Source organism: Ruegeria profundi (genome assembly GCF_020171505.1).
Taxonomy (GTDB): Bacteria; Pseudomonadota; Alphaproteobacteria; order Rhodobacterales; family Rhodobacteraceae; genus Ruegeria; species Ruegeria profundi.
Genome location: NZ_JAIUZS010000005.1, coordinates 283,081 through 302,206 on the forward strand (window position 1 = coordinate 283,081; position 19,126 = coordinate 302,206).

Sequence of the window (19,126 nt, forward strand, 5' to 3'; positions counted from 1 at the left end):
AGAGAGCCCGACGTGACCGACCAGACTATGCCCACTGCGCTGAACCTGCCAATGGTGGACCCACTGCCCCCCGAAACGCAAAAGTATTTTGATATCTGCGTTGAAAAGCTTGGCTTTGTGCCCAACGTGCTGCGCGCCTATGCCTTTGACATCGACAAGCTGAACGCGTTTACCGCGATGTACAATGACCTGATGCTTGGCGACAGCGGCCTAAGCAAATTAGAGCGCGAAATGATCGCGGTGGTCGTGTCAGCAATCAACAAATGCTTCTACTGCCTAGTGGCCCATGGCGCGGCAGTGCGGCAGCTTTCTGGAGATCCGCAATTGGGCGAGAGGCTGATTATGAATTACCGCGTTGCCAATCTGAACCCCCGCCAGCGCGCGATGTTGGATTTCGCCGCCAAGATGACCACAGCCAGCACTGAGATCGAAGAGCCTGATCGCCAGCGTCTGCGCGACGTAGGTTTCACCGACCGGGATATCTGGGATATTGCCAATGTCGCCGGGTTTTTCAACATGTCTAACCGGGTTGCAAGCGCGACTGCTATGGCTCCGAACGACGACTATCACGCGCAGGCTCGATGATCCGAATTGCCCAAGTGATCCTTTTGGTGCTGGCAGGACCCCTTGCCGCACAGGATCTGACGTTGCCCACCGGCGCGCGCCAGCTAAGCGAACGTGTCAGTCCGCTCGACAGTTACGACATGCCGACCGGCCCATTCGACGGTGGCACCCTGCCGGTGCGCCAAGTCGAAGGTCGTGTCGAAAGGTTCACATGGCGCGTGCAGTCTGGTTCCAGCACAACACTGCAACTTCTGGCGCCGCTGCGCGAACAAATCACCGCGCAAGGTTATGACATTATGTTCGAATGTGCCGCCAAGGCCTGCGGCGGGTTCGACTTCCGCTTCGCGACAGAGGTGGTGCCAACCCCCGACATGTACGTGGCGATACAGGATTATCGCTTTCTGGCCGCCACACGCGGAGAAGACGTGTTGAGCCTGCTGGTCAGCCGCAACCCGCCCAGCGGTTACATCCAGATGATCCGGGTGACCCCGGTAGACGCCCCTGCCCCTCCCCCATTGGTGATCGAAGAAACAGTCGAGAACTCGGGCGGACTGCTTTCTGCCCTGGCGCAGAACGGGCACGTTATTCTGGACGATCTGAATTTCCGTACCGGTGAAATCACCCTGGGCGACGGCCCGTTTGCCTCACTGGCGCAGATAGCGGGCTATCTGGCCGACAACCCGGGCACGCGACTGGCACTTGTAGGGCATACGGACGACACCGGTGCGCTGGATGCCAATATTTCTGTCAGCACGGGACGGGCACAAGCGGTGCGCGCCCGCTTGATTGAAGCATATGGCGTGTCAGGCGACCGGATCGAAGCGCGCGGAATCGGATACCTAGCCCCCCTAACCTCGAACGCCACACCCGAAGGTCGCGACCTTAATCGCCGGGTTGAGGCCGTGCTGCTGGTCAACTGACTCGGCTTTCCTGCGTCGAAGGGTTCTGACAATTCAAAAAAAATGACCCGCATCAAAGCGCGGGCCGTCGAAGTTTACCGAGGAGATATGTGCTATTCTATAAACTATCTTCACCAAAAAAGACGATTTGTCGACGAAACAAAGACAATATGAGATTTTCTTTGACGTATTGCCAGCACCTTAAGCGAACGAAGTGAGTCATTTCACAGAACGCAGCAAGAATTCCCGCCAGCGTACTGTTGTTTCTGTTAACTCGCCCAGTCCATCAGGCCTTTGTCTGCGAAGGACTCGACGAGGAAATCAATAAAAGCGCGCACCTTGGGTTGCGTGAAACGGCCGGGTGGATAGACGGCATAGATGCCCTGCACTTCGTCAGGCAAGGACGGCATCGCATCCAAAACCGCACCGGTTTTCAGCGCGTCCGCGTATAGATAGCTTGGCAGATAGGCGATCCCCAGACCCGAGATGGCCGCATTAAGCAGCGACTGACCGTCATTGACGCTCAGCCAGCCGGCCGTGCGCACCTGTCGCTTTTCGCCGGATGGTGCGGTCAGCCGCCAGACATTGCCGGATGACTGGCTGGAATAGTGCAGCAGTTTGTGTTCGTTCAGATCGTCGATCTTCTGCGGGCGGCCAAACTTTTCGATGTAACTGGGCGCGGCGACCATCCGTTTCACGGTTTCAGTCAGTTTGCGGGCGCGCAGGGTGCTGTCTTCCAGCTCACCAATACGTACGGCCACGTCAAATCCTTCCGAGATCAGTTCCACATAGCGGTTGTTCAGAACCATGTTCACCGTAATGTCCGGGTAGGCGGCCAGAAAATCCGACAAAACCGGTGACAGGTGATTCACCCCGAAATCCGTCGCCACACTGATCCGCAACAGGCCAGACGGTGCCGACTGCATTGATGTAACCAGCGCATCCGCCTCGCCCGCGTCATTCAACACACGGCGCGCGCGGTCATAATAGGCCAATCCGATCTCGGTCGGGGAAACGCGACGCGTGGTGCGGTTCAGCAACCGCGCGCCCAACCGGGCCTCAAGGCTGGATACATGCTTTGACACAGCCGATTTAGAGATGCCCATTTTCTTGGCCGCATCTGTGAAGCCTCCCTGGTCCACCACGTTGGCAAAGGCTTCCATTTCGGTCAGTCGGTCCATTCTCATTCCCCAGGTCTTTCGTTCTTTGTCTCACTATTGGCGTCAATCTGGGCGGAAACTGGGCAGACATGGGATAATATCAGGGTTTTAAAACGGATCGTTTGCAGATGGGAAACGCGGAAACAATGGTTTCCAAATACACTACACCCATAAAAGAGACCGATTTTGGGACCGGTGATCCTGATATGCTAGGATGAGAATGGCAAATTTGTGACCATGGAGGAGATCATGAAACCGCTTTTTGCAATTGCGGCCCTGTGCCTGTCCGCAACCGTTGCGTTGGCCGGAGGAGAAACACCATCAAACCCCGACGCGGAAGTCTATTTCGTGACCCCTGCCAACGGGGAAACGGTTCAATCTCCGGTCACGGTGGTCTTTGGTCTTAGGGGTATGGGCGTTGCCCCAGCCGGGGCCGAGAAAGAGAACACCGGCCACCACCACCTTTTGATAGATCGCCCGCCAATTGGCGAAGGTGAAGACGGTGCCGATGAGCTGGCTTATGGCCTGCCCGCCGATGACAACCACCTGCATTTCGGCGGCGGCCAGACAGAGGTAACGCTGGACCTTCCACCCGGTGAGCATACGCTGCAACTGGTTCTGGGTGATGCCAGCCATGTACCGCATGCAACTCCGATCGTTTCGGAAGTGATCACGATAACAGTGGAATGAACCCACGGGTTCACATTCGGGAACATGTTATCAAAAAGCAACCAATGCAGTCCGGCGCAGGGTTGCAATTGCAATACGTTCGTCGTGGTTGTAACTGTGCCCATCAAATAAACATATTCCTAGGTTTGTTATGCAAGTGGTTTACGGCGTGGATGGGAATCTTCTGTTTCCAGCCCTTGTATCTGCATATTCGGCGATTCAGAATGCCAGCAAGGCGATTGATGTCACCATTTTCGGGCAAGACTTCACATCTGATGATATTGCTCTGGTCGAAAAGGTAAACAGCACTCTGGCGCGCGGCACGGTGTCTTACCGCGCCTATGACCTTGCCAAGCTCAATAGGTTCCCGGATTTCAAAACAAAGTTTCCGGCAATCACCTTGCTGCCCCTCTTCCTGCCTGAACTCTGTGACCAGCGTTGTGTTTTCATCGATGCTGATACGCTTGTCCTTTCGGACGTGTGCGAGCTTTTGGAACAGGACCTTGATGGCCATGCACTCGGGGCCTGCGTCGACATGGGATTGGTAACGATGGGTGAAGGCCGGTTCCTGCGCCCGAACCTGCAACAGATGCTCAGACCAGCGCGAGAATACGAGAAATCCCTGACCAGGGTGATCAAAAGCATCAGGCTTGGCTTCATTCCCGGCGAAAACTACTTCAACGCAGGCATCATGGTGATGGACTGCCCGGCAATCCGGAACAGCGCTGATCTAAGTGACTTAGACGACTTCGACAGGCTGATCCCCCATATCCACGATCTGCCCGAACAGGATAGGCTGAACGAGATTTTTTTTGGCAAATGGAGCCGACTGCCCATGCAGTGGAACACGCGGCCCCAAATCTGGTTTGACACCGTCAGTCCGAAATACCGAAAAATGACAGATCTCTTTCGGGCGCAACTGGCCGAGGCGCGGGACAATCCGAAAATGTGGCACTATGTCGGCGGCAAGAAACCATGGAAGGCGACGGCCCTCACGCGTCTCTTGTGTCGCCGGGCCTATCGCGACTACCGGGACTATGTCGCGCGTTTTGAAAACGATACCGGCCTGACATTTTCGATGTAAGTTTGCACGCCTTGCGGTAAAGCCCCCAGCGGGCCGGACATCAGGCCAGTCCAGGTAATCTCAGAACGCCGCCGCCAATCGTGTACCCTGATTAATCGCCCGCTTGGCATCCAGTTCCGCGGCAACATCCGCCCCGCCAATAACATGCGGCGTGATACCGCGTTCGATCAGCGCATCTGCAAGGCTGCGGTCAGAAACCTGCCCGGCGCATAAAACAATCGTATCCGCTGCAATGACAGTCGGATCGGCGCGGTCTTCGCCAAAGCTGACATGCAGGCCGTCCTCGTCGATCTTTTCATAGTTCACGCCACCCACGAAATTTACCTGCTTCATTTTCAGCGTCGCGCGATGAATCCAGCCCGTGGTTTTCCCAAGCCCCTTGCCATGCGCCTGTTTCTTGCGTTGCAAGAGCGTAACCTGACGCTTGGGCGCCTCGGGCTGTGGACCTTCGGGGGCGAGGCCCGAACGGTGATTGGCGGGGTCGGTGACGCCCCATTCCTTCATCCAAAGGGGGAGGTCTGTGGTCGCACTGTGGCCGTCTTCGATCAGGAATTCAGAGACGTCAAAGCCGATACCCCCTGCACCGATAACAGCAACGGATGCGCCGACCACGGCCTTGCCGCGCAGCACTTCGATGTAGCTCAATACGTTGTCGCGGTCCTGCCCGGGTATCTGCGGATCGCGCGGGGTGACACCCGTGGCGATCACCACCTCGTCAAAGCCGGTCAGATCATCGGCGCTGACTTCGCGGTTCAGTTCCAGTTTGACACCCAGATCGGCCATCATGGTGCGGTACCAGTCAACCAACCCCCAGAATTCCTCTTTTCCCGGAACCTGTTTCGCCATGTTCAACTGGCCCCCGATCTCGCTGGCACGGTCGAACAAGGTGACGCTGTGGCCACGCTGGGCGGCGGTCATCGCGGTGGACAACCCAGCCGGACCTGCGCCGACGATGGCCACGGACTTTGGCTTGTCGGTCTTCTCGATCACCAGCTCGGTCTCGTGACAGGCGCGTGGGTTCACCAGACATGATGTTAGCTTGCCGCTGAACGTGTGATCCAGACACGCTTGGTTACAGGCAATGCAGGGCGCGATCTTGGCGGACTCTCCTGCCATTGCCTTGTTGACGAAATCCGCATCCGCCAACATCGGGCGGGCCAGCGAGACCATGTCGGCACAACCTGTCGACAGCACCTCTTCGGCCACCTCGGGGGTGTTAATGCGGTTCGAGGTGATCACCGGAATAGACACCTTACCCATCAGCTTTTTCGTGACCCACGCAAAGGCCGCGCGGGGAACGCTGGTGGCAATGGTCGGGATTCGCGCCTCGTGCCAGCCGATGCCAGTGTTGATGATCGTGGCGCCGGCCTTTTCGATCTCTTGCGCCAGTTGCACCACCTCGTCATGGGTCGAGCCGTTGGGAACAAGGTCGATCATGGAGAGGCGGTAGATGATGATGAACTCTCGGCCCACTGCTTCACGCGTGCGGCGCACGACCTCGATGGGCAGGCGCATCCGGTTCTCGTAAGACCCGCCCCAGCGATCGGTACGCTTGTTGGTATGGGTCACGAGGAACTGGTTTAGGAAATACCCCTCGGACCCCATGATTTCGACCCCATCATAACCCGCCTTCTGAGCCAGAACGGCAGCGTTGACGATATCGCTGATCTGTTTCTCAATGCCCTCCTCATCAAGCTCGCTTGGAGGGAATGGCGAAATGGGCGATTTTACCGGGCTGGGCGCTACGCATTTCGGGCCATAGGCATAGCGGCCCGCATGCAGGATCTGCATCGCGATCTTGCCGCCCGCCTGATGCACCCGGTCCGTCACGATAGAGTGGTTCGCCACGTCCTTTTCGGTCGTCATCATCGATGCACCCGGCAGAACCGATCCTTCCAGGTTTGGACCAATCCCACCCGTCACCATCAGTGCCACGCCGCCGCGCGCCCGGTCGGCATAGAACTCGGCCACCCGGTTCCAGTCGCCGGTTTCCTCAAGCCCCGTGTGCATCGAGCCCATCAACACACGGTTCTTCAAGGTGGTAAAGCCCAGATCAAGCGGGGCCAGCATGTTTGGGTACGCGGTCATGGCAAAACTCTCCCTCCTGACGTCATGCCCCAAATTGCCGTGCGCGTCACCTTTGTCACGCGAAACCTCACGTCACCCCCTTTGCTGCAGCGGTCACGCTTGGTACAGCTTGGCCGGACAACCATGAGGCCGCGCATGACCCCCGAACAGATCGCCAAACTGCCCTATCGCCCCTGTGTCGGGCTAATGCTGATGAATACTGGGGGTAAAATCTTTGTCGGCCAGCGCAACGACCGGTTTGAGGATGCGTGGCAGATGCCTCAAGGCGGCGTGGACAAAGGTGAAAACGCCCGCGACGCGGCCCTGCGAGAGTTATGGGAAGAAACCGGCGTCACTGCCGATCTGGTTCAGATCATCGCTGAAACCGATGGCTGGCTGCCCTATGACCTGCCGCATGACATCGTACCCAAGATCTGGAAGGGCCGCTATCGCGGGCAGGAACAGAAATGGTTCCTGATGCGTTTTCTGGGGGCTGATGACCAAATCAACATCAAGACTGAACACCCCGAGTTCACCCGCTGGAAGTGGCAGGACCCCGCGCGCCTGATCGATGAGATCGTGCCGTTCAAACGAGATGTGTATGAGCGGGTGATGGAGGCGTTTGAGGGGTATTTGGGGTGAGTTCTTTTTGTCTGTTATGAGCCCACAGCGGACGTCTTGTCACGAGCTGATCTGCTCAAAAAAATGCCTGTGAAACGGAAGTAGTGTCAGCGCACCTTTCGCACTTAAGTCGAAAGCCAGATACAGTTTCTACTTAGAGTTGCGAAAGGTTATTTTCGCGAAACATATCAGAAATGAACACGGCATTCCCGAACCGCCTCTGACCGTTTCTGAAGGAGCGTTCTGGGAAAATATCGTACATTGAATAGTTCCGCCGATCCAGTTCATTACACAAGTCTAGCAGCAGCGGGCAGTTTTTATAATGCGGTGTGGCAAACCATTCGAACATGATCATGTCGATCCGCTGCTCGGACAACATGGCTGCCGCTCCCTTGAAAATATTTAATTCAGATCCCTGAGCGTCAGTCTTCATACAAACGACATGGTCAATACCTTTCTCCTCGCAAAAATTGTCAATCGTATTCAGATCAACCTCGATCGTGGTGTCCACAACAGCCTCTGGATGGTTTTTCAGCGCTGCGCCATTCATTGGTAAGAGCGAAGAAGTCCCGACCTTTTTCCCGACATAAAATTCGGATCGACCGCTTTTGTCGCTCAGAGCTTGTTCAACTACGGTTACGTTTCTGTGAGATTGAAAGCGGTCGGCGATAAAAACGGCCTGCTGCGGCAATGGCTCGAAGAGAAAGCACTGACTGTTGGGAAAAATACGGATCAGATGCCTTGCGATTGTTCCGCGGTTCACACCAATATCAAACACCGCTCCCGGCCTGTCTACAGCTCCCGACAACCGCGCCAGAGCGCCAACCGGACCACCTGCTTTAATCAGCTTTTTTGCACGGACTGTGAGTTCAGAATTCATTCGATTCGGGACACTTTAGCGTAAAAGTTGCGCCACATTGGCTCTACAAAGCATTCAAAATGGCTCGCTACGGCACGCATTTTGTTCGCCCTGCAGACTGATCCATATCATTCATGATTAGTCAACTCCCGCGACTTCTCTGTGAATTGCAAGTTAACTAAGCATGCGAAGCTTTCGGTTGTCACACGGCAACGACGGGCTCTAAACTGGCACCCATGGCGCAGCTCGAACGACCGCTTTTAGGTAAAAAATGCACTGCCGTGATGATGTTATGTCGGATAGTGACCATGGAGCCCAACCGTGCCGTGGTTTCATCGGTCCCCTTTAACCTTCTAAACGGAACTCCTCAAACCAACCCTTCTTCCCGCAGCAATTCCAGCACGTTGGTATCCGGCCGCGGGCCGATATGCGAAATCACCTCGCGGGCACAGACATTGCCGATTTTTGCACAGGTCTCGTAGTCGCGGCCTGTCGCCATGCCGTACAGAAACCCAGCGGCGAACTGGTCGCCCGCGCCGGTTGCGTCGACGGGCACAATCTTTTCAACCGGCACATTAATGCGGGCGCCGTCGTGCAGAATGCTCACCCCATCGCCAGACCGGGTGCAGACGACCAGAGGGCAAATCTCAGCCGTCTTAGCCAGCGCTTCCTCAAGATCACTGGTTTCAAACAGCGACTTGATCTCGTCCTCGTTGCCGATGACGAAATCCAGCTCGTGTTCGATCAGCAGCAGGAAATCGGCGCGGTGGCGTTCCACGCAGAACGGGTCGGAAATGGCGATGCCGGTTTTGCCGCCGCCCTTGTGGCAGTCGCGCGCGGCCTCAAGAAACGCAGCCTTGCCCTTTTCCTTGTCGAACAGATAGCCTTCGAGGAACATGATCTGGCTATTGCCTGCTACCTCATTCGGGACGTCCTTTGACGACAGTTCCGAGGAAATGCCCAGATAGGTGTTCATCGACCGCTCCCCATCGGGTGAGACAAAGATCATCGAGCGTGAGGTCGGCAATTCACCCCCCGGCACGGGCGGGTTGACGAAATCCACCCCGTCCTCGTTCATCGCATCCGCATAAAACCGGCCCAGCGCGTCATCATGAACCCGGCCAATGAACGCGGCGTCCAAGCCCAGCGCACCGGCCCCGGCGATCGTGTTGGCGACCGACCCGCCCGGCGTCTGCACCCGCCCCTCCATCGCGGCATACAGCACCTCGCCCCGGTCACGTTCGATCAGTTGCATGATGCCCTTCTCGATCCCCATCAGTTCAAGGAAGTTGTCATCGGCCTGGGAAATCACGTCCACAACAGCGTTTCCGATGCCAACAAGCTGGTAGGTTTTCATAGGTTCTTGTCCTCAAATTCGCAGAGATCGCGGATGATGCAGGTTGCGCACATCGGTTTGCGTGCCTTGCAGTGATAGCGGCCATGCAGGATCAGCCAGTGATGCGCATGCAACTGAAAATCGGTTGGGATGTTATCTTCGATCGCGCGCTCAACCGCATCAACGGTTTTACCCGGACAGATACCGGTGCGGTTGCCGACACGAAAGATGTGCGTGTCTACGGCCTGCGCAGGGTACCGCCACCACATGTTCAAAACCACATTGGCCGTCTTGCGCCCCACGCCCGGCAAGGATTGCAGCGCCGCGCGGGAATTTGGAACCTCGCCGCCGTATTGATCGACGAGGATACGGCTCAGCTTGATGACGTTCTTCGCCTTCTGGCGGAACAGGCCAATGGTCTTGATATGCTCGATCAACCCCTCTTCGCCCAGATCCAGCATCTTTTGCGGCGTGTCTGCGATCTGAAACAGGGCGCGTGAGGCCTTGTTGACACCTGCATCTGTCGCCTGCGCCGACAGCGCCACGGCGACGACAAGCGTATAGACGTTCACATGCTCCAGCTCACCCTTGGGTTCGGGGTCAGCGTCATGGAAGCGCGTGAAGATCTCGCGGATTTTGTGATAATCGAGTTGCTTTGCCATCCGACCCTTAATGCAATGCCTGAACCGGCGGGTAAAGTGCGTCAGGCACGAGTTGCGGCAAAGAAATGCGCTTCTTGCGGAACGATGAACACCCCGTCCTTGTCGAAAGGGGCAAGGTGATCGGCGATATCCTTTAGAACCCGGTCGATGCCCGCATCCCCTTTGGCACGCATGTCCTGTTCCACCGGTAGGGCCAGAACCTGCGCGCGCAGGTCTTCAAATCGGCGGTGGAGGGTGATGATGTCATGCTTGGCAACCCGAAACCCGGCACCTTCCAAAAGCGCGGTTATCAGATCACCATCGCGAAACGAAAACGGCGCACGCGCCTTTTGCGCGGCGCTGGGGCTGACATGTCGTTCCAGTGCTTCAGCCAACCCATTGTTGAACTCTGAGATCGCGCTCCAGCAGGTCAGGCACAGTTTTCCACCCGGTTTCAGCACGCGGTGTATCTCGGCCAGTGCCGCAGGTTTGTCGGGAAAGAACTGCAGCCCTTGCTGAATACAGGCCACATCAAAACTGTGATCGTCGAAAGGCAAGTCAGTAACATCCGCAGCCATCCAGTCCACGGAATGGCTGGACGCAGGTGTCAAAGCCGAGGCCACATCGATCATCGTCTGGTTCAAGTCAGCACCGACAACGCGCCCGCGGCCCGGTAACGTTGCGATGATCTCTCGCGTAAGCGCACCGGTGCCACAGGCGACATCCAGCACGTGATCGTTTTCGCAGAGTCCCAGCTTTTTAACCGTGGCCTGCGCCAGCGGCGCAAACATGGCAGGCACGGAATGATCCTGGTACTTTCGGGCAGCGGCACCGGACAGGTGGAAGGCGTCGGCTTGGGGCATATCAGTCGCTCCTGAGTTTCCTCAGAGTAATCAGCCGGGCTGATTCCAACAATGGGCACAAAAATCGCAAGTTTCGGGTCGCTTCGGTCAGGTCCGACCGTCTAGTATCAGGGCAAGCCAAAAAAAGGTGACAGCCATGAACATCCAGAACTCCGAATCCGGTTATCACTACAACGTCATGCGGCGCGCCATCGACCTGATCGACCAGGGCGGCGAGGGGCTGAGCCTTGAAGAACTGGCGCGTGAGATGAACATGAGCCCGGCCCATTTCCAGCGCCTGTTCTCGCGCTGGACCGGGGTATCGCCGAAACGCTTCCAACAATATCTGACATTGGGTCACGCCAAAGCCCTGCTGCGCGATCGGTTTACCACGTTGGAGACGGCGCACAACGTTGGCCTTTCAGGCAGTGGCCGCTTGCATGACCTTTTCTTGAAATGGGAATCCATGAGCCCCGGGGAATACGCGCGCAAAGGGGCTGGGCTGACAATCTATTGGGGTTGGTTCGAAAGCCCCTTTGGCCCGGCCCTTGTCATGGGGACCGAAAGGGGGATCTGCGGATTGGCATTCGGGGCAGAGTCCGGTGAAGAAGGCGCGATGGAGGATATGCTCTCACGTTGGCCACAGGCTGATTTTGTCGAGGACCCGATGCGGCTGCGGCCTTGGGTGCTCAGCGCCTTTGGCGCGGCCAGCGACCGGCTCGAGCCGACACCGCTCTACCTGATTGGCTCACCCCTTCAGATCAAGGTGTGGGAGGCTTTGATGCATATCCCGTCGGGCCATGTCACGACCTATTCCGAGATCGCAGAACGGGTTGGCTCCCCGCGGGCCGTTCGTGCCGTAGGAACGGCGGTTGGGCGTAACCCCGTCAGTTGGCTGATACCCTGCCACCGGGCATTGCGCAAATCCGGGGGCTTGGGCGGCTATCACTGGGGCTTGCCGGTTAAACGCGCCATGCTCGCCTACGAGGCCGCGCAAGCCGATGCCTGATTGACAGGCAGGTTTGCCAATGCAACAAAACGGCAAGGTTCGGGTCCCCTGCCGCTCGCGGTCTTATGGCTTTGGTGAAACCCGGTTGAGTGAACATCTGTTGCCCTTTCCCGGCGCACGGATGGCAATGCGAGCCCCGTCCAATCTTTGCGCCCGTTTACGGAAACGAGGCAAGACATGACACAAACCGAGACAATCGCCCCGATAGGCGAACTTAAGGCGCAGGCCAAGCGGCTGCGTGAAAAACTGCGCGGCACAGGGGTCGACCTGTCGCACGCGCAGTCGCTGGAACTGGTCGCCCACCAGCATGGCGTGCGCGACTGGAATACGTTGCGCGCCATGGCCGGAAACCGGATGCACCTGCGTGTGGGTGACAGGGTCAAGGGCACCTATCTGGGTCAGACCTTCACCGCTGAGATTCGCGGCCTGACCGTATTGGGCGATGGGGCGCACAGGCGGATTACCCTGCAGTTCGACGCGCCCGTCGACGTGGTCACTTTCGACAGCTTTTCGTCGTTCCGGCAACGGGTCAGCGGTGAGGTCGGTTGGGATGGCCGGTCCACGCGCCGAACATCGAATGGCGAACCGCAGTTGGTGGTTCGACCCATCTGACAAACTAAGGGCAAGGCACATCTCTGCGCCTTGCCCAATCCGTTTTCGATGGCGTTTGTTCTTACTCTGGCGTCCAGCCGCCAACGGCTTTGACCTCAAGAAAATCCTCAAGACCCCAAACGCCGCCTTCGCGCCCATTGCCCGATTGCTTCATCCCGCCAAACGGCGATCCGGCGCTGCGTGACTGACCATTCATCTCGACCATGCCCGACCGCAGGTGACGCGCCATCCGGTTGGCCCGCGCCCCGTCCTGAGTCTGGACATAGTTGGTCAGGCCATACGGCGTGTCATTGGCGATCTCGATGGCTTCATCCTCAGTATCAAAGGGGATCATGGTCAAGACCGGGCCAAAGATTTCCTCGCGCGCGATGGTCATCTGGTTGTTGGCATCTGCAAACACCGTGGGGCGCACGTAGTACCCTTTGTTCAGCCCTTCGGGCCGCCCTGTGCCACCTGCAACCAGACGCGCACCCTCGTCGATGCCTTTCTGGATCAGATCCTGAATCTTGGTCCACTGAACCTCGTTCACGACAGGGCCGATATGGCGTCCTTCCTCGGACGCCGGTCCAACGGTGACCTTGCCGGCCACTTCGGCGGCTGTCTCGACCGCCTGATCATAGATTGGGCGCTGCACCAGCATGCGACTTGGGGCGTTGCAGCTTTGGCCGGTGTTCTGCATCATATGCAACACGCCGCGCTTGACCGCCTTTTCGTCGGCATCGGCAAAGATCACGTTCGCGCCCTTACCGCCCAGTTCCAGATGCACCTTCTTCAACGTATCCGCAGCATTCTTCGAAATCGCGGTGCCGGCGCGGGTCGAGCCGGTAAAACTGACCATGTCCACGTCCGGATGGCCCGACAGTTGTGACCCTACTCCGGCACCATCACCGTTCACCAGATTGAACACCCCGGGTGGGAAACCGGCCGCATCCATCATCTCGGCAAAGATCATCGCGTTCAGCGGGCTCTGTTCGGACGGTTTCAGAACCATGGTGCATCCCGCAATCGCTGCAGCACCCACCTTGAGCGTGATCTGGTTCATCGGCCAGTTCCACGGCGTGATCAGGGCAGCGACACCAACGGCCTCAAAAATGATCCGGTCATTGGGGGCATGATCACCCAGCGGGCGTTCGAACTGGAAGTCACGCGCCGCGCGGATGAAGTTTTTCAGATGGTAAATCCCCGCACCTGATTGCGCCGTGCGTGACAGATCAATGGGCGCGCCCATCTCAAGCGACATGGCCTGTGCCAGATCTTCGGCGCGGGACTGGTAGATCTCGGCCAGTTTTTCGACCAAAGCAATCCGATCCGCGACCGGGGTGGCCATCCACCCTGGCAAGGCCGCCTTGGCCGCCGCCACAGCTGCATCCGTATCGGCCTGCGTACCGAGTGAGATGACCGCGCATGGCTCTTCGGTCGAGGGGTTGATGACGTGAAAGTCATTGCCCGACGCGGGGGCCACCCACTGACCGTTGATGTAAAAATCGCGTTTTTCGATCATGGCGTATTCTCCTGTGCCCGCAGCTCAAAATAGCGTAGTTGCGGCTACTCTGGCACCGGCAACAGGGCGCGGCAAGACATGATTTGATCAAATCATTCCGCGCGAATGCAAGGTTTAACAATCGCGGAAAGTGTTTAGGTTGACGGCAGCCGAATCGGGCTTTTACAGCAAAGGAGCTTCACAATGGGTTTGCGCATCAACGATACGGTTCCGAACTTCACAGCAGAAACGGACCAGGGCACCATCCAGTTTCACGACTGGATCGGCGACAGCTGGGCAATCCTGTTCTCGCACCCCAAGGATTTTACGCCTGTCTGCACGACCGAATTCTCGGCCGTCGCGCAACTGAATGACGAATGGGCGGCCCGCAACACCAAGGTGCTGGGCGTGTCGGTCGATGGCGTCGAAGACCACAAAAAGTGGAAAAAGGACATCGAAGCCTATGGAAACGCCAATCCCGGCTTTCCCATCATCGCCGATGACGGGTTAGCGGTATCCAAGGCGTTCGACATGCTGCCAGCCGAGGCATACCTGCCCGATGGCCGCACACCCGCAGACAGCGCCACAGTGCGGTCGGTCTTTATCATCGGGCCGGACAAGCAGCTGAAACTGTCCATGACCTATCCGATGACCGTGGGCCGGAACTTTGCCGAGATTTTGCGTGCGCTGGACGGTTTGCAAATGTCGGCCAAGGGTGTCGCCACGCCAGCAAACTGGATACCGGGTGAGGACGTGATCATCCCCCCTGCGGTGTCAAACGACGAGGCGAAAGAAAAGTTTGGGGAGTTCAAAACGGTCTTTCCATATCTTCGTACGACAAAAGCACCGTCCTAAGACGGATTTAGATATTGGGGGCTAACTTGGCCCCCAATCGCGCGGTCGGGCGCAGTTTGGCAAAGATGTTATTCTGACACTTTGGGCGGGCGCTGAGGGTGTAGATGCAGCCGCGCCCGATAGGCGGCACGCTTGAATTCTCGGGTCAGTTTATCAGACAAAGGCGGCTTGCTCTGAATGGTCGAGCCGCCGATTTCGCCCGCAATTTCCTGATTACCACTGCCTTGCAACGCATGGATGGGCTGGCCGGTCAGCCAGTGCATCTGAAGAAACGTATCCACGGGACGGTCGATCTGAGTGGTGGCAGCCAGCAGACGGTTGGCCGCACGTCGCCCCACCAGTTGACAGACACATTGCAGGCCGATCACCTTGGGCAGGATCAGGCGCAGCCCGTTCTGGTGTGCAAGGGTGTGGGCCGGGACTTCGCGCTGCTTCACCGGGATGCGGATGTAGTGATCCGGGGTGGCGATCGTTTCTAGCATCTCCAACGCCTCGGCCATACGCGGGGCGTCGATACGCAGGTCATCTTCGGTGATGATCGCCAGATCAATCTCTTCCTCGACCAGCTTGCGCCAGATGCGGCGGTGGCTTTCGAAGACGCCGATCTCTGCCGGCTGCAACGCAAACGGATAATGCGGTCGGTGCAGGTTACCGGGGTGAAGCTGAACTCCGACAATCTGTGCGGGGTCGCGGCCATTTACTGCCTCGAAAAGCTCGGCATCGGGAAGGTCGGCGCAAAGCTGTTCGGCATTGGGCCGCCGGGCTGTACTTGAGGACATATGAATGACAAAAGATCGCATAGCGCTTTGCATAGATCACAGATGCTTGCAGGGAAAGCGAAACTCTGCGCCGCGCGTTTTCAGAACCCGCAGGGCGAGCCGGACTTTAGGTGAAGGCACCGAAAGGCACGGACATCAGTTCGTGATTTGCCCCTTATATGGTAGGGTGGCGGTGGCAGACTCACATCCAGGCAGAACGTCGATCTCGGGCATACAGACTTTGCAAGACAGGAGAGAACGATGGCATTCACAGATTGGTACGTTGAGGGCGACGCTTTCGGGAACTGCAATTGCGGCTATGCCTGCCCCTGCCAGTTCGAGGAATTGCCGACCCACGGTCATTGCCGCGGGTTCGAGGTTTTAGAGATTTCCAAAGGTCATTTCGGAGACACCGACCTCACCGGGGCAAAGGCCGCGTTGATTTATGCCTGGCCGGGCCCGATTTTTGAGGGCGGCGGTGAGATGCAGGTGATTATCGACCCCAGCGCATCGGATGCTCAGCGGGTTGCACTGGAAAAGATCTTTCATGGGGAAGAGACCCAGGAAATGGCAACCCATTGGTTCGTCTTCCGAGCCATGTGCAAAACCATTCACGAAACGTTGTTTGCGCCCATTGACTTTGAAATGGATATGGAGGGGCGCACCGCGAAGGTCGCAATTGGGGATGTCTTGAATTCGACCGGTCGTCCAATTCAGGCGCCCCACGGCGGTGGCGAACACCGCGTTCGCATCGACATCCCCGGCGGGATTGAGTTCACTCTGGCCGAAATCGGCAGCGCGTCGACCAAGGCGGATGCTGCGATCAAGCTGGACCTGACCGACAGCTACGGGCAATGGCACGTTATGAAGCACGGACCGTCAGGCGTGGCGCATTAGCGACGCACGTCATGACCGAAGCGTGCAAGACAGCGATGTTTTTGCGGAAGCTATCCGTCGACTGACGAGGCACCGTTAAAGTTTTCGAAACCGTCAGTGGTCTCAACCACCTCTGCCTCGAAATGGGCGATCATCGACATTGCGATTGGTTCGATCTGGTCATGCCAGACCTGCCCGCCGTAGAAATCGCCCTTTATCTTCTCTCGTGCTTCCATCGAGGGGAAGGCGCGCATCCAGTGAACCTTGTCGGCATCTTCCAAATCCCGAAGCGGGCCGAAAACCAGCATACCAGCGTCGCGCAGTGCTGAGCGATTATGCTTTTCAAAGAAAGTGATAAACTCCTCTCGGCGTCCCGGCTTGAGGGTGTAGTGACGTATTTCAAGGATCATGTAAGGGCCTCTTAGAACAGTCCTTTTACTTTCGGTGTCGCCCAACGACTTTTCAAGAGGTGGCAAAAGCAGCCCTTACAAAAAAGACCCCGGTCGAAACCGGGGCCTTTCGGGTTAAAAAAGGCGTGCAGATTAATCTGCGCTTTCCTCTTTCTTTTCTTTTTTCTCAGGCACAACCTCTTCGCCGGTTTCCTGATCGACGACTTTCATCGACAGGCGGACCTTACCGCGGTCGTCAAAGCCCAGCAGCTTGACCTTCACTTCCTGACCTTCCTTCAGAACATCCGACGGATGGTTCAGGCGGCGGTTTTCAATCTGGGACACGTGGACCAGACCGTCGCGCTTGCCAAAAAAGTTCACGAAGGCACCGAAGTCGACGATCTTGACCACTTTACCGGTATAGATCTGACCCTCTTCCGGTTCGGCCACGATCGAATAGATCATGTCATAGGCCTTCTTGATCGATTCACCATCGGGCGAAGCGATTTTGATGACACCGTCGTCGTTGATGTCGACTTTGGCACCCGAGGTTTCCACGATCTCGCGGATGACCTTACCGCCCGAGCCGATCACTTCACGGATCTTGTCAGTCGGGATGTTCATGGTCTCGATACGCGGCGCGTGGACCGAGAATTCGCTGGTCTCGGACAGGGCTTTGCCCATCTCACCCAGGATGTGCATCCGGCCATCTTTGGCCTGTGCAAGGGCGGTTTCCATGATCTGCGGCGTGATGCCTGCGACCTTGATGTCCATCTGCAACGAGGTGATGCCGTTTTCGGTACCCGCTACTTTGAAGTCCATGTCGCCAAGGTGATCTTCGTCACCCAGAATGTCGGTCAGAACAGCGTACGACCCGTCATCTTCCAGGATCAGACCCATGGCGACACCGGCAACCGGAGCCTTCAGCGGAACACCCGCGTCCATCATCGAAAGCGAACCGCCACAGACCGACGCCATCGAGGATGAGCCGTTGGATTCAGTAATCTCTGACACCACGCGGATGGTGTAGGGGAAGTCGGTCGGCGCAGGCAGAACCGCCTGCAGCGCGCGCCATGCCAGCTTGCCATGACCAATCTCACGACGACCGGGCGAACCAACGCGACCAACCTCACCAACCGAGTAGGGAGGGAAGTTGTAGTGCAGCAGGAAGTTCGATTTGAAGTTGCCATGCAGCGCATCGATGAACTGCTCGTCGTCACCGGTGCCCAGCGTGGTCACAGCCAGCGCCTGCGTTTCACCACGGGTGAACAGGGCGGAACCGTGCGTACGGGGCAACAGCGAGGTTTCGGCTTCGATCGCGCGAACATCGGTGGTTGAACGACCGTCGATGCGCTTGCCGCCTTTGACGACGTCACCGCGCAGAATGCCTGCTTCCAGCTTTTTCATCGCCGAACCAAGGTTACTGTCTTCCAGCTGTTCCTCGGTCAGTGCTTCCTTGATCGCTTCACGAGCTGCAGCAACAGCGGCGGTGCGCTCTTGCTTGTCGGTGATTGCAAAGGCGGCGCGCATCTGCTCTTCACCGGCGGCTGCAACGGCAGCGTACAGGTCCGAGTAATCGGGGGCTTCGAAGGCGAACGGCTCTTTCGCGGCTTCTTCGGCCAAACCGATGATCAGATCGATGACCGGCTGAATCTGCTCATGCGCGAAAGTCACGGCACCAAGCATTTCAGCCTCGGACAATTCGTAGGCTTCCGATTCCACCATCATCACGGCGTCTTTGGTACCAGCCACAACCAGGTCCAGACGCTGTTCGGGGTTCAGGCGCAGGTCTTGCATGTCGTCCACGGTCGGGTTCAGGACGTATTCACCATCCACGAAACCAACACGGGCACCGGCGATCGGGCCCATGAACGGCGCGCCGGAAATGGTCAGCGCAGCCGACGCCGCGATCATCGCAACGATGTCGGGATCGTTGACCAGATCGTGACTCAGCACGGTGCACATCACCAGCACTTCGTTCTTGAAACCATCGACGAACAGCGGGCGGATCGGACGGTCGATCAGACGCGCGGTCAGCGTTTCTTTCTCGGTCGGGCGCGCCTCGCGCTTGAAGAAGCCGCCCGGAACCTTACCGGCGGAATAGTATTTCTCTTGGTAGTGTACGGTCAGCGGGAAAAAGTCCTGGCCGGGCTTTTGCTCTTTGGCAAAGGTCACGTTCGCCATGACGCTGGTTTCGCCCAGCGTGGCGATCACGGTGCCGTCGGCCTGACGGGCAATCTTGCCGGTTTCCAGTGTAAGCGTCTCTTCGCCCCACTGCATTGATTTCTTTGTTACATCAAACATATGCGTATCCTAAAAGGGAGCACTCCCAGGCGCATCCCGGGTCTCCCGTTTGCTTGGCGGCCCCATTGCCGCCGACCCCACTTTATCTTCCATTCGAGTGC

Annotated in this window: 19 protein-coding genes; 9 read left to right on the forward strand and 10 right to left on the reverse strand. The window is 57.5% G+C overall.

Annotated features, from left to right (window positions below; genetic code table 11):
• Nucleotides 1–12 precede the first annotated feature (12 nt).
• Together LCM21_RS13895 and LCM21_RS13900 are read left to right on the forward strand one after the other, a co-directional pair.
• Entirely contained in the window at nt 13–585 is a 573-nt protein-coding gene (locus LCM21_RS13895; protein WP_224891134.1) for a peroxidase-related enzyme, read from the forward strand.
• A complete protein-coding gene (locus LCM21_RS13900) occupies nt 582–1,484 on the forward strand; it encodes an OmpA family protein (RefSeq protein WP_224891135.1) in 903 nt (300 codons plus the stop codon). The genes LCM21_RS13895 and LCM21_RS13900 overlap by 4 nt, the downstream gene beginning before the upstream one ends.
• Nucleotides 1,485–1,732: 248 nt before the next feature.
• On the opposite strand, the gene LCM21_RS13905 is transcribed toward LCM21_RS13900, so the two are convergent.
• Complete coding sequence (locus LCM21_RS13905; protein ID WP_068336630.1) at nt 1,733–2,644, reverse strand: LysR family transcriptional regulator; 912 nt, start codon at nt 2,642–2,644, stop codon at nt 1,733–1,735.
• Nucleotides 2,645–2,872: 228 nt separating this feature from the next.
• Between LCM21_RS13905 and LCM21_RS13910 the strand changes: the two genes are divergently transcribed.
• Both LCM21_RS13910 and LCM21_RS13915 read left to right on the forward strand, forming a co-directional pair.
• Nucleotides 2,873–3,313 (forward strand): DUF4399 domain-containing protein, encoded by a 441-nt coding sequence (locus LCM21_RS13910; protein WP_224891136.1) that lies wholly within the window; start codon nt 2,873–2,875, stop codon nt 3,311–3,313.
• A gap of 148 nt (nt 3,314–3,461) precedes the next feature.
• On the forward strand, nt 3,462–4,376 hold the full coding sequence (locus tag LCM21_RS13915) for a glycosyltransferase family 8 protein (RefSeq protein ID WP_319003917.1): 915 nt from the start codon (nt 3,462–3,464) through the stop codon (nt 4,374–4,376).
• Nucleotides 4,377–4,436: 60 nt separating this feature from the next.
• On the opposite strand, the gene LCM21_RS13920 is transcribed toward LCM21_RS13915, so the two are convergent.
• Complete coding sequence (locus tag LCM21_RS13920; protein WP_224891138.1) at nt 4,437–6,464, reverse strand: NADPH-dependent 2,4-dienoyl-CoA reductase; 2,028 nt, start codon at nt 6,462–6,464, stop codon at nt 4,437–4,439.
• 135 nt (nt 6,465–6,599) lie between these two features.
• Here LCM21_RS13920 and LCM21_RS13925 point away from each other — a divergent pair, with 135 nt between their 5' ends.
• Nucleotides 6,600–7,085, forward strand: coding sequence for an RNA pyrophosphohydrolase (locus tag LCM21_RS13925; RefSeq protein WP_224891139.1), 486 nt, complete (start codon nt 6,600–6,602; stop codon nt 7,083–7,085).
• A 133-nt stretch (nt 7,086–7,218) separates the two neighbouring features.
• Here the strand turns inward: LCM21_RS13925 and LCM21_RS13930 are convergent, their stop codons facing one another.
• The 4 genes from LCM21_RS13930 to LCM21_RS13945 form a co-directional block, all read right to left on the reverse strand.
• A complete protein-coding gene (locus tag LCM21_RS13930) occupies nt 7,219–7,944 on the reverse strand; it encodes an FkbM family methyltransferase (protein WP_224891140.1) in 726 nt (241 codons plus the stop codon).
• Between the two features lie 346 nt (nt 7,945–8,290).
• The gene (locus tag LCM21_RS13935; RefSeq protein WP_224891141.1) at nt 8,291–9,280 is read right to left on the reverse strand and encodes an adenosine kinase; all 990 of its coding nucleotides are present in this window, start codon (nt 9,278–9,280) and stop codon (nt 8,291–8,293) included.
• Nucleotides 9,277–9,921: an endonuclease III gene (gene nth, locus LCM21_RS13940; protein WP_224891142.1), complete on the reverse strand. Its 645-nt coding sequence runs from the start codon at nt 9,919–9,921 to the stop codon at nt 9,277–9,279. The genes LCM21_RS13935 and nth overlap by 4 nt, the downstream gene beginning before the upstream one ends.
• Nucleotides 9,922–9,962: 41 nt before the next feature.
• Nucleotides 9,963–10,763, reverse strand: a complete 801-nt coding sequence (locus LCM21_RS13945) for a methyltransferase domain-containing protein (RefSeq protein WP_224891143.1) — start codon at nt 10,761–10,763, stop codon at nt 9,963–9,965.
• 136 nt (nt 10,764–10,899) lie between these two features.
• On the opposite strand from LCM21_RS13945, the gene LCM21_RS13950 reads away from it, so the two are divergent.
• Both LCM21_RS13950 and LCM21_RS13955 read left to right on the forward strand, forming a co-directional pair.
• Nucleotides 10,900–11,751: a methylated-DNA--[protein]-cysteine S-methyltransferase gene (locus tag LCM21_RS13950; RefSeq protein ID WP_224891144.1), complete on the forward strand. Its 852-nt coding sequence runs from the start codon at nt 10,900–10,902 to the stop codon at nt 11,749–11,751.
• A gap of 177 nt (nt 11,752–11,928) precedes the next feature.
• Nucleotides 11,929–12,363 (forward strand): glyoxalase superfamily protein, encoded by a 435-nt coding sequence (locus LCM21_RS13955; RefSeq protein ID WP_224891145.1) that lies wholly within the window; start codon nt 11,929–11,931, stop codon nt 12,361–12,363.
• A gap of 61 nt (nt 12,364–12,424) precedes the next feature.
• Here the strand turns inward: LCM21_RS13955 and LCM21_RS13960 are convergent, their stop codons facing one another.
• A complete protein-coding gene (locus tag LCM21_RS13960) occupies nt 12,425–13,864 on the reverse strand; it encodes an aldehyde dehydrogenase family protein (protein ID WP_224891146.1) in 1,440 nt (479 codons plus the stop codon).
• 183 nt (nt 13,865–14,047) lie between these two features.
• Here LCM21_RS13960 and LCM21_RS13965 point away from each other — a divergent pair, with 183 nt between their 5' ends.
• The gene (locus tag LCM21_RS13965) at nt 14,048–14,698 is read left to right on the forward strand and encodes a peroxiredoxin (RefSeq protein WP_068336589.1); all 651 of its coding nucleotides are present in this window, start codon (nt 14,048–14,050) and stop codon (nt 14,696–14,698) included.
• Nucleotides 14,699–14,766: 68 nt separating this feature from the next.
• On the opposite strand, the gene LCM21_RS13970 is transcribed toward LCM21_RS13965, so the two are convergent.
• Nucleotides 14,767–15,498: a glycosyltransferase family 25 protein gene (locus tag LCM21_RS13970; RefSeq protein ID WP_224891147.1), complete on the reverse strand. Its 732-nt coding sequence runs from the start codon at nt 15,496–15,498 to the stop codon at nt 14,767–14,769.
• 219 nt (nt 15,499–15,717) lie between these two features.
• Between LCM21_RS13970 and LCM21_RS13975 the strand changes: the two genes are divergently transcribed.
• Complete coding sequence (locus LCM21_RS13975) at nt 15,718–16,353, forward strand: DUF1326 domain-containing protein (protein ID WP_224891148.1); 636 nt, start codon at nt 15,718–15,720, stop codon at nt 16,351–16,353.
• A 50-nt stretch (nt 16,354–16,403) separates the two neighbouring features.
• Here LCM21_RS13975 and LCM21_RS13980 read toward each other — a convergent pair whose 3' ends face one another.
• The gene (locus tag LCM21_RS13980) at nt 16,404–16,742 is read right to left on the reverse strand and encodes a putative quinol monooxygenase (protein ID WP_224891149.1); all 339 of its coding nucleotides are present in this window, start codon (nt 16,740–16,742) and stop codon (nt 16,404–16,406) included.
• A gap of 132 nt (nt 16,743–16,874) precedes the next feature.
• Complete coding sequence (gene pnp, locus LCM21_RS13985) at nt 16,875–19,025, reverse strand: polyribonucleotide nucleotidyltransferase (protein WP_068336580.1); 2,151 nt, start codon at nt 19,023–19,025, stop codon at nt 16,875–16,877.
• Nucleotides 19,026–19,126 lie beyond the last annotated feature (101 nt).